This window comes from Solirubrobacter phytolaccae, from assembly GCF_027587195.1.
In the GTDB taxonomy this organism is placed as follows: Bacteria; Actinomycetota; Thermoleophilia; order Solirubrobacterales; family Solirubrobacteraceae; genus Solirubrobacter; species Solirubrobacter phytolaccae.
In genome coordinates, this window is record NZ_JAPDDP010000002.1 from 93,061 (window position 1) to 105,054 (window position 11,994).

14 protein-coding genes and 1 pseudogene are annotated in these 11,994 nt (G+C 71.1%); 6 read left to right on the top strand and 9 right to left on the bottom strand.

All coding sequences use genetic code 11. The features are described from left to right. Positions 1–64 precede the first annotated feature (64 nt). Positions 65–958, top strand: a complete 894-nt coding sequence (locus OJ997_RS38025) for an EamA family transporter (protein WP_372517857.1) — start codon at positions 65–67, stop codon at positions 956–958. On the opposite strand, the pseudogene pepT reads toward OJ997_RS38025, so the two are convergent. Continuing rightward, positions 915–2,081: pseudogene (gene pepT / locus OJ997_RS01420) on the bottom strand (peptidase T); the annotation flags it as partial. The gene OJ997_RS38025 and the pseudogene pepT overlap by 44 nt on opposite strands. On the opposite strand from pepT, the gene OJ997_RS01425 reads away from it, so the two are divergent. Genes OJ997_RS01425 through OJ997_RS01435 form a run of 3 tightly spaced genes read left to right on the top strand, consistent with a single transcriptional unit; the run spans position 2,071 to position 4,007 of the window. Continuing rightward, entirely contained in the window at positions 2,071–2,730 is a 660-nt protein-coding gene (locus tag OJ997_RS01425; RefSeq protein WP_270023203.1) for a DNA alkylation repair protein, read from the top strand. The pseudogene pepT and the gene OJ997_RS01425 overlap by 11 nt on opposite strands. Further along, positions 2,727–3,146 carry a hypothetical protein gene (locus OJ997_RS01430; protein WP_270023204.1) on the top strand — a complete coding sequence of 140 codons (420 nt, stop codon included), beginning with the start codon at positions 2,727–2,729 and terminating at the stop codon, positions 3,144–3,146. Before OJ997_RS01425 ends, OJ997_RS01430 begins: the two co-directional genes overlap by 4 nt. A gap of 27 nt (positions 3,147–3,173) precedes the next feature. After that, complete coding sequence (locus tag OJ997_RS01435; RefSeq protein ID WP_270023205.1) at positions 3,174–4,007, top strand: aldo/keto reductase; 834 nt, start codon at positions 3,174–3,176, stop codon at positions 4,005–4,007. On the opposite strand, the gene OJ997_RS01440 is transcribed toward OJ997_RS01435, so the two are convergent. Further along, on the bottom strand, positions 3,997–4,797 hold the full coding sequence (locus tag OJ997_RS01440) for a helix-turn-helix domain-containing protein (RefSeq protein WP_270023206.1): 801 nt from the start codon (positions 4,795–4,797) through the stop codon (positions 3,997–3,999). The two genes, OJ997_RS01435 and OJ997_RS01440, sit on opposite strands and share 11 nt — an antisense overlap. A gap of 63 nt (positions 4,798–4,860) precedes the next feature. Between OJ997_RS01440 and OJ997_RS01445 the strand changes: the two genes are divergently transcribed. After that, entirely contained in the window at positions 4,861–5,544 is a 684-nt protein-coding gene (locus OJ997_RS01445; protein ID WP_270023207.1) for an SDR family NAD(P)-dependent oxidoreductase, read from the top strand. Position 5,545: 1 nt separating this feature from the next. Here OJ997_RS01445 and OJ997_RS01450 read toward each other — a convergent pair whose 3' ends face one another. Together OJ997_RS01450 and OJ997_RS01455 are read right to left on the bottom strand one after the other, a co-directional pair. Next, positions 5,546–6,298, bottom strand: coding sequence for an ABC transporter permease (locus OJ997_RS01450; RefSeq protein WP_270023208.1), 753 nt, complete (start codon positions 6,296–6,298; stop codon positions 5,546–5,548). Further along, positions 6,295–6,882 carry an ABC transporter ATP-binding protein gene (locus OJ997_RS01455; protein ID WP_270023209.1) on the bottom strand — a complete coding sequence of 196 codons (588 nt, stop codon included), beginning with the start codon at positions 6,880–6,882 and terminating at the stop codon, positions 6,295–6,297. The genes OJ997_RS01450 and OJ997_RS01455 overlap by 4 nt, the downstream gene beginning before the upstream one ends. A gap of 34 nt (positions 6,883–6,916) precedes the next feature. On the opposite strand from OJ997_RS01455, the gene OJ997_RS01460 reads away from it, so the two are divergent. After that, complete coding sequence (locus OJ997_RS01460) at positions 6,917–7,924, top strand: hypothetical protein (RefSeq protein ID WP_270023210.1); 1,008 nt, start codon at positions 6,917–6,919, stop codon at positions 7,922–7,924. On the opposite strand, the gene bcp is transcribed toward OJ997_RS01460, so the two are convergent. The 5 genes from bcp to OJ997_RS01485 all read right to left on the bottom strand — a co-directional run bounded on the left by bcp (position 7,921) and on the right by OJ997_RS01485 (position 11,966). Further along, positions 7,921–8,391 carry a thioredoxin-dependent thiol peroxidase gene (gene bcp / locus OJ997_RS01465; protein ID WP_270023211.1) on the bottom strand — a complete coding sequence of 157 codons (471 nt, stop codon included), beginning with the start codon at positions 8,389–8,391 and terminating at the stop codon, positions 7,921–7,923. The genes OJ997_RS01460 and bcp overlap by 4 nt on opposite strands. Before the next feature lie 39 nt (positions 8,392–8,430). Then, on the bottom strand, positions 8,431–9,399 hold the full coding sequence (locus OJ997_RS01470; RefSeq protein ID WP_270023212.1) for an ATP-binding protein: 969 nt from the start codon (positions 9,397–9,399) through the stop codon (positions 8,431–8,433). A 17-nt stretch (positions 9,400–9,416) separates the two neighbouring features. Beyond that, the gene (locus tag OJ997_RS01475; RefSeq protein ID WP_270023213.1) at positions 9,417–10,058 is read right to left on the bottom strand and encodes a Bax inhibitor-1/YccA family protein; all 642 of its coding nucleotides are present in this window, start codon (positions 10,056–10,058) and stop codon (positions 9,417–9,419) included. 88 nt (positions 10,059–10,146) lie between these two features. Then, positions 10,147–10,800 (bottom strand): response regulator transcription factor, encoded by a 654-nt coding sequence (locus OJ997_RS01480; RefSeq protein WP_372517859.1) that lies wholly within the window; start codon positions 10,798–10,800, stop codon positions 10,147–10,149. A gap of 47 nt (positions 10,801–10,847) precedes the next feature. Further along, on the bottom strand, positions 10,848–11,966 hold the full coding sequence (locus OJ997_RS01485; protein ID WP_270023215.1) for a Fic family protein: 1,119 nt from the start codon (positions 11,964–11,966) through the stop codon (positions 10,848–10,850). Between the last annotated feature and the right edge of the window lie 28 nt (positions 11,967–11,994).

Consider the following 11,994-nt stretch of genomic DNA (forward strand, 5'->3'; position numbering starts at 1 on the left):
GGCGCAGAATAGCTTCGATCGACCCTTCCGATGCGCGCGTCTCCCGACGATCCTGTGTCAGGTCATGGCTGCCCGCCTCCCGTTCGTCGTCAGCGCGATCTTCCACTACCTCGGGCCCGCGTTCGCGGTGCTGCTGTTCGTGCGCGTGGACGTGCTCGGCGTGGCGTGGATGCGGATCGCCGCCGCGGCGGTCGTGTTCGCGCTGTGGAAGCGGCCCTGGGCGCTGCTGCGCGACCGCGACGTGATCGCCTGGGGCGCCGTGCTCGCGGGCATGAACTGCTGCTTCTACCTCGCGATCGACCGGCTGCCGCTCGCGACCGTCGCCGCGATCGAGTTCCTACCGGTGATCGCGCTGGCCGCGCTGGGGATGCGTACGAAGCGCAACGCCGTGGCCCTGCTGTGCGCCGTGCCCGGCGTCTACCTGCTCACCGGCGTGCACCTCGAGGGCGAGCTGCTGGGCGTTGCGCTCGCGCTCGCCAACGCGGCGCTGTTCGCGGCCTACATCGTGCTCGCGCACCGGGTCGCCTCACGCGGCGTGGGTGTGGACGGGCTGGCCGCGTCGATGCTCGTCGCGCTGGTGTTCGTCACGCCCGTCGCGGGCTGGGCGGCGCTGCCCGCGTTCGCCGACCCGGTCGCGCTCCTGGCCGGCATCGGCGTCGGGATCAGCTCCTCCGTGATCCCCTACGTCGCCGACCAGGTCGCGATGAAGCGGCTGACGCGCGCGGGCTACGCGCTGATGGTGTCGCTGCTACCCGCGACGGCGACCGTGATCGGGCTGATCGTGCTCGCCCAGGTGCCGTCCGTCCGCGACGCCGCGGGCATCGCGCTCGTCATCGCGGGGGTGGCGCTCCATCGCGAGCCCACACCTCCGCAAGGCGAACCACCACCGCCGAGGCCGCGGCCATCTCCTGCAGCGAGGCCCATTCCCGCGTCGAGTGGTAGTCGTGGCCACCCGTGAACAGGTTCGGCGTCGGCAGGCCCATCGCGCTCAGGCGTGAGCCGTCGGTGCCGCCGCGGATCGGCGTGCGCACCAGCTCGATGCCCTCGGCGCGGATCGCCTCCTCGGCCGCTGTCACCGCTCGCGGGAACTGATCGATGTAGGTGCGCATGTTCGGGTACTGCGGCGTGATCTGGACGTCGAGCGTCGCGCCGGGATAGCGCGCCACGACCTCCTCGGCGGTGTGCTCGATCAGCGCCGAGTGCGCGTGGAGCTTCGCGTCGTCGAAGTCGCGCGTGATTGCGCGGACCTCGATCCGGCCGGAGCCGCCGGTGATCTCGTAGACGTGGATGAAGCCGTCGCGGCCGTCGGTCTGCTCGGGCGTGAGCTCGGGTGGCAGTGCCGCGACGATCTCGGCCGCGATCCGCGTGGCGTTGACGAGCACGCCCTTCGCCCAGCCGGGATGCGCGTCGACGCCGGTGATCGTGAGGATGACCTCCTCGGCGCTGAACGTCTCGTCCTGCAGCTCGCCGAGATCGGAGCCGTCGAGCGTGTACGCGCAGACGGCGCCGAAGGCCCCGACGTCGAACAGCGTCGCGCCCTCGCCGATCTCCTCGTCGGGCGTGAAGCCGATCCGCAGGTTCGGGCGCGGCAGCTCGGGGTGCGCGGCGAGGTGCGCGACGGCGGCCATGATCTCGGCCACGCCCGCCTTGTCGTCGGCGCCGAGCAATGTGTCGCCCGAGGAGGTCACGATGTCGCCCGCGGAGGCGTCGACGACCGTGCCGCCACGCGGGAGCTCGAGCTTCCCGCCGGGGTGGGCTCGGTGGACGATCGGCTCGACGCCGGCGCCGGGCGCGTCCTGGCTCGTGTCCACGTGGGCGATCAGCCCGACCGTCGGCCCGGTGCCGGGCAGCGTCGCCGTGACGTAGCCGTTGTCGTCGAGGGCGGCGTCGCCGAGGCCGATCGCGAGCAGCTCCTCCACGAGCAGGCGGGAGAGGTCGAGCTGGCCCGGCGTGCTCGGCGACTGCGTGCGGTCGCGGGTGGACTGCGTGTCGATGCGGACGTAGCGCAGGAAGCGGTCGAGCAGGTCGGGCGCGAGCGTCTCGGCCAAGGGTGAGGTGAACGTCGTCACGATGCCCATCATGATCGAGGCGATCCGTGCAGGTCTCGCTGAGCGCGCCAACCCGGCCAAGGCGCCGGAGATGCAGCGCTACATGAAGTCCGACATGCCCTTCTACGGCGTGCAGAAGCCGGCGCGCGTGCAGCTCGCGCGCGAGGTGCTGGAGCCGCTGGAGCGCGACGCGTGGTTCGCCACCGTGCGCGCGCTGTGGCACGAGGCGACCTACCGCGAGGAGCGCTACATGGCGCTCGCCGTGCTCGCGGACCGCCGCTACCGCGACTACCGGGACCTGGACGCGCTGCCGCTCTACGAGGAGCTGATCGTCGACGGCGCGTGGTGGGACTTCGTCGACGAGATCGCGTGCGGGCCGCTCGGCGCGCTGTTGCCGGAGGTCGCACCGGTGCTGCGGGAATGGTCCACCGACGAGGACCTGTGGAAGCGCCGCTCGTCGATCATCGCCCAGGTCCGGCGCAAGGCGGAGACCGACTTCGCGCTGATGACCGCGTGCATCGAGCCCAACCGCGGCGACCGCGAGTTCTTCATCCGCAAGGCGATCGGCTGGGCGCTGCGCTCCTACGCGTGGGTCGAGCCGGACGCGGTGCGCGCGTATTGCGACACGCACGAGCTAGCCCCCTTGAGCCGGCGGGAGGCGTTGAAGAACATCGGCGAATGATTAGCGTCTACACACCCAACTTCATCCTTGGGCTGGTCAGCGGCATCATGGCCGTGACCTTCATCGGGCTGGGCATCGTCTTCTCGTTCACGTTCGGGACGCTCGGCATCGCGTTGCTGGCGTTCGGTGTACTCGACGCGATCGTCGCGCTCGTGGTCTTCAGCCGCGCCCGCGCAACCGGCGCGCGAGAGGCGGTGGCACGGATCTCACACACCACGGCGCGAGTCGTCGAAGCCGCGCACAGCTGGGGAACGAACATCGGCAACCGCCACCCCGTCAAGTTGACCGTGGACCTCGCGGGCGGCCGGCACACGCGTACGTTGCTCGTTCCCTCTCACATCGACTGGAAGGCCGGCGAGCCGGTCGACGTCAAGTTCGCGCCCGATGACCCCGCGAACTTCCTTCCCGTGGCCTGATCACCCATCCCGGGTAGGGCCAGTGGTATGGCTCCTAGCTTGAACATCCCCACTCTTGATCTCGCGGGCAGCGATGTCCGCATCCCCCAGTTCGGCCTCGGCGTCTTCCAGGTGCCGCCGGAGAAGACGTTCGAGAACGTCACGCACGCGCTGAACGTCGGCTACCGCCACATCGACACCGCCCGCGCCTACCAGAACGAGGCGCAGGTCGGCCAGGCCGTGAAGGCGTCCGGCCTCGGTCGTGAGGACGTGTTCATCACCACCAAGCTCTGGAACACGGACCAGTCCGACGCGATCGGCGCGCTCAAGGGCAGCCTCGGCCTGCTCGAGACCGAGTACGTGGACCTGTACCTGATCCACTGGCCGGCCCCGGGCCACGGCAACTACGTGCAGGCGTGGAAGGCGCTCGTCGAGGCGCAGAAGGAAGGCCTGGCGCGCGCGATCGGCGTCTCCAACTTCCAGGCCCCGCACCTGCGCACGATCATCGACGAGACCGGCGTGACGCCGTCCGTGAACCAGATCGAGCTGCACCCGTACCTCACGCAGCACGGCCTGCGGCGCGAGCACGCCGACCGCGGCATCGTCACCGAGGCCTGGAGCCCGCTCGCCCAGGGCGCGGTGCTCGAGGACCCGGTCATCACCGAGATCGCGGAGGCGCACAGCCGCACGCCGGGCCAGATCGTCCTGCGCTGGCACGTCGAGCTCGGCAACGTCGTGTTCCCGAAGTCGATGACGCCCTCGCGGATCGAGGAGAACATCGACATCTTCGACTTCGAGCTCACCTCCGAGGAGGTCGAGCGCATCGAGGGCCTGGACAAGGGCCACCGCACCGGCCCGGACCCCGACACGTTCAACGGCTGAGCACGGCCTCCGCGGCGCCGAAGCGGGAGATCGCCTCGGCGTCCGGCGTGCCCGGCGCGGCGCTGTAGACCACGATCCGCAGGTCTGAGCCCTCCACGCGCAGGACGTCGCACTCCAGGGTGAACGAGCCGGCCACCGGGTGCTCGACCAACTTCGTGGCCGAGCTGTGCACGGCCGCCGGGCGCTCTTCCCACAGCTCCGCGAACCGCGGGCTCTCGCGGCGCAGCTCGTCGACGATGGCGTGCAGGCGCTCGTCGGCCGGGAAGCGCGTGAGCGAGTGATGGAGGTCGGAGACGATCGACGCGCTCATCGCGTGCTGCTGATCGGGCGTGTGCTGGATGTAGGTGCCCGGGCCGAGGAAGTGGCGGCGGGCGATGTTCCCGTAGGTCGGGCCGATGAGCCACTCGCCGCGCGCGTTCGTCGCCACGACCTCCCAGGCGGGGTCGTAGACCATCACGGGCAGGTCGTCGAAGCGGTCGAGCAGGCGTTGCGCGGCGGGCGTGAGCTCGCGGCTGAAGCGCTCCGCGGACGGCGGCGCGTGGCCGGCGAGCCGGTACAGGAGCTCGGTCTCCTCGAGGTTCAGCTCCAGCGCGCGAGCGAGCGCGCCGCACACGAGCGATGACGGGTGCGCGGCGTGCCCCTGCTCGAGCCGCGTGAGGTAGCCGACCGACACGTCCGCGCGAGCGGCGATCTCGTCCCGGCGCAGGCCGGGCGCGCGGCGGCGGCCGGGCTCGGCGGGCGTGAGACGGTCACGCCAGGTGCGCAGGTTGCCGGCGAGATCGGTCGTCACCGCACCCAAGGTATCCCTTTCAGGGGCATGGTCTTCCAGGTTCGGCGCGCCCAGACTGCAGGCATGTCGACCATTCTGATCACCGGGGCCAATCGCAGCCTCGGCTATGAAACCGCCCGCCGTCTCATCGAAGCCGGCCACGACGTCTGGGTGGGAGCCCGGGACGAGGCGCGCGGCCGCGCCGCCGCCGAAGCCCTCGGCGCGCGCTTCGTGCAGCTCGACGTCACCTCCGACGACTCGGTCGCCGCCGCCGTGCAGACCGTCGGGTCCCTGGACGTGCTCATCAACAACGCGGGCATCCCCGGCGAGTTCGTCGCGCTGTCCGAGGTCACCGTCGAGCACCTGCGGCCCGTGTTCGAGGTCAACGCGTTCGGCCCGGTGCGCGTGCTCCAGGCCTTCCGACCGCTGCTCGAGCAGTCCTCGAACCCGGTCGTGGTCAACGTGTCCTCCGGCATGGGCTCGATCGGCGTGACCAGCGACCCCGACCGCGTCGAGTCCGGCATGCACAACCTCAGCTACTCGCCGTCGAAGACCGCGCTGAACATGCTCACGACCCAGTGGGCCAAGGCCTACCCGGGCATGCGCATCAACGCCGTCGACCCCGGCTACACGGCGACGGACATCAACAACCACAGCGGCCCGCAGACCGTCGAGGAAGGCACGGACGCGATCGTCGAGCTCGCCCAGATCGGCCCGGACGGCCCGACCGGCGAGTTCCGTGACCGCCACGGCCTCGTGCCGTGGTGAGCTAGGAGAGCCGACGGACGCGCTCGCCCGGTGCGACGGCGGCGCGTTGGACGAACGTGGCCAGCAACGCGGCCGCGGCGAGCTCCACGGCCAGGAGCGAGAGCAGGACGACGAGCTGCGTGCTCGCCGCTTCCGCCGGCTTCGCGCCGCCGAGCAGCAGGCCGACGAACGCGCCGGGGAGGGTGACCAAGCCGACGCTGCGGGTCTGGTCGATCGCGGGCGTAAGGGCGGTGTGGATCGCGCGGCGGATGCTCGGGCGCAGGGCGTCGCGGGCGCTATCGCCGAGGCACAGGCGCGCTTCGATCTCCGCGTGCGCGGACTCCAGCTCCTCGGTCATCCGGCGCCCGGTGAGGCTGACCGCCGCCATCCCGCCGCCGATCAGGATGCCCGCGGTCGGGACCGCGGCGCGCGGCGTGAAGTCGAACGCGCCGACCGCGAGCAGGAACCCCGTGGCGGTGAGCGCGGGCGTCGCGATCGCCACGAACGCCCACACACGGCCGTTCGGGATCCCGCCGATCCGCCGGCCGGCCGTGAACGCGGCGGTCGTGAGCATCACCGCGACGAACGCGAACGCCAGCGCGGGGATCTCGAAGATCGCGACGATCACGGCGCCGACGGCCGTGAGCTGGACGACGGCGCGGGTGGCGGCGAGCGCGAGCTCCTTCGAGAGGCCGAGGCCCAGCCGCCAGGCGAGCGCGACGGCGACGACCGCGAGGGCGATCCCGGCGAGCCCCTGGACGAGGACGTCGCTCACAGCCGTTGCTCGCGGTCGGCCCAGCCCGTGACGACGGCACGGTCGTGCGAGGTGAGGCAGATCGCGAGGCCTGCGGCGGCGAGCTCGCGCACGTGGCGGCCGATCGCCTCGGCGAGCGGCGCGTCCAGCCCCGAGGTCGGCTCGTCGAGCAGCAGCACCTCCGGCTTGCGGGTCAGCGCCCGCGCGATCGCCACGCGCGCCTGCTCGCCGCCCGAGAGGCGGGTCGCGTCGCGGTCGGCGAAGGACGCGTCCAGCCCGGCGGCGTCGAGCGCCGCGGCCAAGTCGGCGGGCTCGTCGAGCGCGTAGGTCAAGTTGTCGGCGACGGTGCCGGGCAGCATCACGGGACGTTGCGCGACGAATCCGACACGACGCCGCAGCACCCGCGGGTCCAGCGTCGCGACGTCCGTCCCGTCGAGCCGTACCACCCCGCCATCGAGCGGCACGAGCCGCACGACCGCGCGCAGGAGCGTGGACTTCCCCGCCCCGCTCGGAGCGGTCAGCGCGACCACCTCACCCCGCTGCACGCGCAACGCTGCGCCCCGCAGGACGTCGCCGACCACCAGCTCCGCGCACTCGAGGGCCACGGCCGCATCTTCGCATTGGCTAGCCTCGCCGCCCATGCTCGCCGCCCCGAACCAGCCTTTCGCCTGCGCCTACGGAGAGAACGCCGCACAGGCCCCCGCCAGCCTCAACGCCTCCGAGTCGGCTGATCCGCTGGCGCTCGCGAACTTCGTGCAGGTGGAAGGCGCGGCGCCCAGCTTCAACAACCTCGTCGACGTCGACCGCCAGCTGCAGACGATCACCCACATGGCCGCCGCGCTCGACGGGCGCGGACTCGCGTTCGCGGTCGGCAGCAAGCACGGCAACGCCTGCGGTGCGGCCGCGGCGGCCACACCCGCCGACGCGATCAAGCGCATGCTCGAGGGCGACCTGCGCGCGATCTTCGGCGGCTGCGTGATGCTCGGCTTCGAGGTCGGCGCCGCGGAGGCCGAGCTGCTGCTCAGCCACGAGAGCCCGACGCGCCGCCTGCTCGACCTGATCTCCGCCGCGTCCTTCACCGAGGAGGCGATCGAGCTCCTGGCCCGCAAGCACGGCAAGTGCCGGCTGCTCGCCAACCCGGCCCTCGGCACGCTCAACAAGGACTCCCTCGACACCGCCCCACGGCAGCGCTACGTCCGTGGCGGGTTCCTCGAGCAGCCGAACTACACCTTCGTGCTCGACCTCGACGAGGCCGAGATCACCGGTGAGCTCACCGACGCGCAGAAGGACGACCTCCTGCTCGCCTGGGCCGTCGGCGCCACCAGCAACTCGAACACGATCACGCTCGTGCGCGACGGCGCCCTGATCGGCAACGGCGTCGGCCAGCAGGACCGCGTCTCCTGCTGCGCGCTCGCGCTCACCCGCGCCCGCGACGCCGGCCACGCGATCCCCGGCGCCGTCGCCTACAGCGATTCCTTCTTCCCGTTCCCGGACGCGCCGGAGACCCTGCTCGAAGCGGGCGTGAGCGCCGTCTTCGCCACGTCCGGGTCAGTCCGCGACGACCAGGTCCGGGAGGCGTTCACGAAGGCGGACGTCCCCTTCGCGCAGCTCCCGGACAAGCTCGCCCGCGGGTTCTACGGGCACTAGGCTGCGGAGAGCTCGCCGATCGCCTTGAGCACCTCGTCGTCGTGGGTCTTCGGCGAGACCTTCGGGATCACGTGGGCGATCGTGCCGTCGCCGTCGATGATGAACGTGGCGCGGTTGGCGCCCATGTAGGTCTTGCCGTACATCGACTTCTCGCCCCAGACACCGAACGCCTCGCACACGGCGTGGTCCTCGTCGGCGAGCAGCGTGAAGTTCAGGGCCTGCTTGTCGTGGAACTTCTTCACGGCCTTGACCGGGTCCGGCGAGACGCCGAGCACGCGGACGCCCGCCGCGGTGTAGTCGGGCAGGTGGTCGCGGATGCCGCACGCCTGGGTCGTGCACCCGGGCGTGTCCGCCTTGGGGTAGAAGTACAGGACCACGGTCTGGCCCTTGAGCGCGGAGAGGGAGACGTCCTCGCCGTCCTGGTCGGGCAGGGTGAAGTCGGGCGCTGCGGTTCCGGTCTCGAGCATGCCTCGCATCGTTGCACGCCGCCGCGCGCTGTTCCGGCGTCAACCCGCCGCGTCCACCGGGAGGTCGATCGCGATCGTCGTGCCGTCGCCGGGCGGGCTGTCGATGCGCAGCGTCCCGCCCGCGGCCGCGAGCCGGTCCTCGAGGCCGAGCAGGCCCGAGCCGCCCGCGAAGGCGCCACCGACGCCGTCGTCGCGGATCTCGATCTGCAGGTGCCCGTCGACCGGCGTGATCGTCACGTGCGCCTCCTCGGCCTGGGCGTGCTTGGCCACGTTGGTCAGGGCCTCGGCGACCGCGAAGTAGGCCGCGGCCTCGACCTCGGCCGGGAAGCGCTCGTCGGTGATCTCCTCGACGACCGGCATCGGCATCCGCGCGGTGAGCGTGCCGACCGCCGCGCGCAGGCCGCCGCGCGTGAGGGCCGACGGCATGATCCCGTGCGCGAGCTCGCGCAGCTCGTCCGTGCCGCGCTGAGCGTTCTCGAGCGCCTCCTGGACCATCGCCTTGGCGGCGTCCGGGTCCTTGTCGAGCTGGCGGACGGCGAGCTTGAGGTTCACGACCGTGTGCACGAGCCGCTGCTGCGCGCCGTCGTGGATGTCGCGCACGACGCGCTGACGCTCGCGGTCGGCGGCCGCGAGCACGCGGGCGCGCGAGTCGCGCACCTCGTCCAGGCGCACGCGGCGCTCCTCGGACTCGACCGCGCGCCGGCGGGCGGTGTCGGCGATCACCGCGCCCACGACCGCGGTCAGCGTCACGGTGAAGATCGCCACGAGGTCGCCCGCGCTCTTGCCTTCGATCAGGCCGCCCGTCGGGTCGGTGTGGAAGTAGTCGAGCGCGAACAGGCTCAACGCGGCCGACGCGAGCCCCCATCGGAGCCCGCGTGTGGTGGTGACGATGAGCACGCCCAGGACGTACAGGACGCCGCTCGACACGCCCGGGTCGATCTCGGAGATCGGATACAGGATGAGCGTGACGGCGGCGACGACGGCGAGCGCGAGGAGCACGAGCGCCATTCTGGCGCTCGCACCGCTCAGCGGCGGCCGAAGAGGTTCAAGAACGAGATGAAGAGGTTCAGGATCGAGACGAAGATCCCGGTCGCGAGCCAGATGACGTCGTCGTCGTTGGCGCGGTTGCGGACGAAGTTGAAGTCGATCACGAGCAGCGCCGCGGAGACGGCGATCACGGCCAGGCTGAAGAGCGGGTTGCCGGCGCCGCCGAAGAGCAGGAGCAGCAGGCCGATCACGAACAGCCCGAGCATCGCGTAGCTCAGCGGCCGCATCCAGCGGCTGAGGTCGGCGCTCGTCGCCATCCCCCAGGCGCCCATCGCCAGCGTGGTCAGCGCGGTCGCGCCCGCGGCCTGGATCACGACGTCCGGCTCGGCGTTGGCGTAGACCTGCAGCACCGGGCCGAGGCTGAGGCCCAGGATCAGCGCCAGCGCGAACAGCCACGTGAGGCCGGTGCTCCCCCGGCGCAGCGACGCCGAGAACGACTGCGCGAACAGCATCCCGATCGCGACGAAGCCAAGAACCTGGGCCGTCCCGAGCGCGAGGTCGCGCCCGAAGTACGCGCCGGCGACCGTGAACGCGATCGCGACGCCGACGAGGGACATGACGCGCCCGAAGACGCTGCTGGAGGTGCGTGCCAGAGGGGCTGAGGGGGCGTAGGTGCTCATGCCTCTGACTCTCCTCCAACACGCCCGCCCCGCCCAGCCGGGCGGCCCTGACAGCGGTGTCCGGCTGCCCGGACAACGGGTGGTGCGGTCAGCGCGCGGTGCGCAGGTACTCGAGCACCGCGAGCACGCGGCGGTGATCCGTCGGCAGCGAGCTCGACAGCTCGAGCTTGCGGAAGATCCGGCTGACGTGCTTCTCGACCGCGTTCTCGGTCACGACCAGCTCCTCCGCGATCCCCAGGTTCGAACGCCCCTCGGCCATCGCCGCCAGCACGTCGAGCTCACGCGGCGTGAGGTCATGGATCGGCCCCTGACGCCGGCTGCGGCCAAGCATCAGCCGCACGACCTCGGGATCCAGCGCGGTACCGCCCGCGGCGACGCGGCGGATCGCGTCGACGAACGCGTCCACGTCGCCGACCCGCTCCTTGAGCAGGTAGCCGACGCCCTGCGGGTCGTCCCCGAGCAGGTCGTTGGCGTAGGACTCCTCCAGGTGCGACGAGAGCACGAGCACACCCAGCCCGGGGAGCTCGGCGCGCAGCGTGCGCGCGGCACGCAGGCCGTCGTCCGTGCGGTCGGGCGGCATCTGCACGTCGACGATCGCGACGTCGGGCTTGTGGGCGCGCACCTTGCGCGCGAAGTCGTCGGCGTCACCGGCGCGGGCGACGATCTCGAAGCCCGCGTCCTCGAGCAGCCGCGCGATCCCCTCGCGCATCAGCACGTCGTCCTCGCCCATGACGATCCGCAGCGGCGTCATGGGCGAGAACATATCGATGCGACTGGCCGCGACGATGCTCAGATCTCGAGCGAAAGCTGCTCCGACGCTCGCGTGAAGGGATCCGCGAGCTCCTTCGTCGGGCGTTCCGCACGGATGCGCTGCCGCGCCTGCAGCAACGGGTCACTCGCGACATAGAAACGCCCTCGGCGCTCACCGACAGCCGTCAGCAGCCCCGCTTCGACCATCGCCTTGAGGTCTCGTGTCGCCGTGAGCTCTGAGATCTCCTCGCCTGATGAGAAGTCGACGGAGGCGCGGTACCGCGCGTTGCGTACGCGAAGACCGTAGGCCGCGTCCATCAAACCGGCTGCCGCGCGTTCCGGTAGCCGGTGCCGTTCGGCGAGCGCGACGGATGCGAGCCACAGCTCTTCGACCTCTTGGACGCGTCGGAGGTGCGTGCGTCCCTGTCGGTAGTGGGCGGTCAGGCAGAACCGCACCCACGGCCGCGCGTCATTCTCAGGATGCCAAGCGCCCTCACCCACCTGCGCCAGCACGTCGTAGTAGGCCTGCGTATTGCGGCCGAGGTACTCCTCGATGCTCGAGAACACCGGAGCGACGATCTGCTCGCGAGCCAGGACGAGGGTCTGCAGTGCGCGGGCCATTCGGCCGTTGCCGTCACTGAACGGGTGGATCATCACCAGATTGAGGTGCGCGACCGCGGCCCGGAACAGCACTGGCGCGTCGCTTCGCTCCAGTTCGCGGATCATCTCGACGATGAGTGCCGGGATCTCGTCACTCGGCGGGCCTTCATACACGATCGCGCCCTCGGGCTCTCGCCGGACCCAGATGGCTCCCGGCCGCCAACGCCCTGGATTCTTCGCCAGGTCGTGCTTGATCATCATGAAATGAAGGGCCTTGAGCAGGCCTTCGTCGACCTTCGCCGTCTCGTCGTGCGCGTGTTGCAGCACGTACGTCATGGCGTCGCGATAACCCGAGACCGCCGACGCGGTCTCCGCCGACGCGTCGAGAACGTCATCACCGTCGACTGCGGCAACGACATCGTCGAGCGTGGCGTTGTAGCCCTCGATGCTGTTTGAGGCTTGAACGGCCCGCGCGAACGTCAGTCGACGCAGACTTCCGGCCCACCGCCGAGGCTCGGAGACACGGTGTCGAAGCTCCTCCCGGAGCTCGTCGATCATCCGTAGAACTTCGTTCTCGAGCTCTCCT

Bases quoted from the DNA above. Each gene is read 5' to 3' on its own strand.
- OJ997_RS38025 (WP_372517857.1), top strand. From the start codon at position 65: ATGGCTGCCCGCCTCCCGTTCGTCGTCAGCGCGATCTTCCACTACCTC.
- OJ997_RS01425 (WP_270023203.1), top strand. From the start codon at position 2,071: ATGCCCATCATGATCGAGGCGATCCGTGCAGGTCTCGCTGAGCGCGCC.
- OJ997_RS01430 (WP_270023204.1), top strand. From the start codon at position 2,727: ATGATTAGCGTCTACACACCCAACTTCATCCTTGGGCTGGTCAGCGGC.
- OJ997_RS01435 (WP_270023205.1), top strand. From the start codon at position 3,174: ATGGCTCCTAGCTTGAACATCCCCACTCTTGATCTCGCGGGCAGCGAT.
- OJ997_RS01445 (WP_270023207.1), top strand. From the start codon at position 4,861: ATGTCGACCATTCTGATCACCGGGGCCAATCGCAGCCTCGGCTATGAA.
- OJ997_RS01460 (WP_270023210.1), top strand. From the start codon at position 6,917: ATGCTCGCCGCCCCGAACCAGCCTTTCGCCTGCGCCTACGGAGAGAAC.
- bcp (WP_270023211.1), bottom strand. From the start codon at position 8,391: ATGCTCGAGACCGGAACCGCAGCGCCCGACTTCACCCTGCCCGACCAG.
- OJ997_RS01470 (WP_270023212.1), bottom strand. From the start codon at position 9,399: ATGGCGCTCGTGCTCCTCGCGCTCGCCGTCGTCGCCGCCGTCACGCTC.
- OJ997_RS01475 (WP_270023213.1), bottom strand. From the start codon at position 10,058: ATGAGCACCTACGCCCCCTCAGCCCCTCTGGCACGCACCTCCAGCAGC.
- OJ997_RS01485 (WP_270023215.1), bottom strand. From the start codon at position 11,966: ATGATCGACGAGCTCCGGGAGGAGCTTCGACACCGTGTCTCCGAGCCT.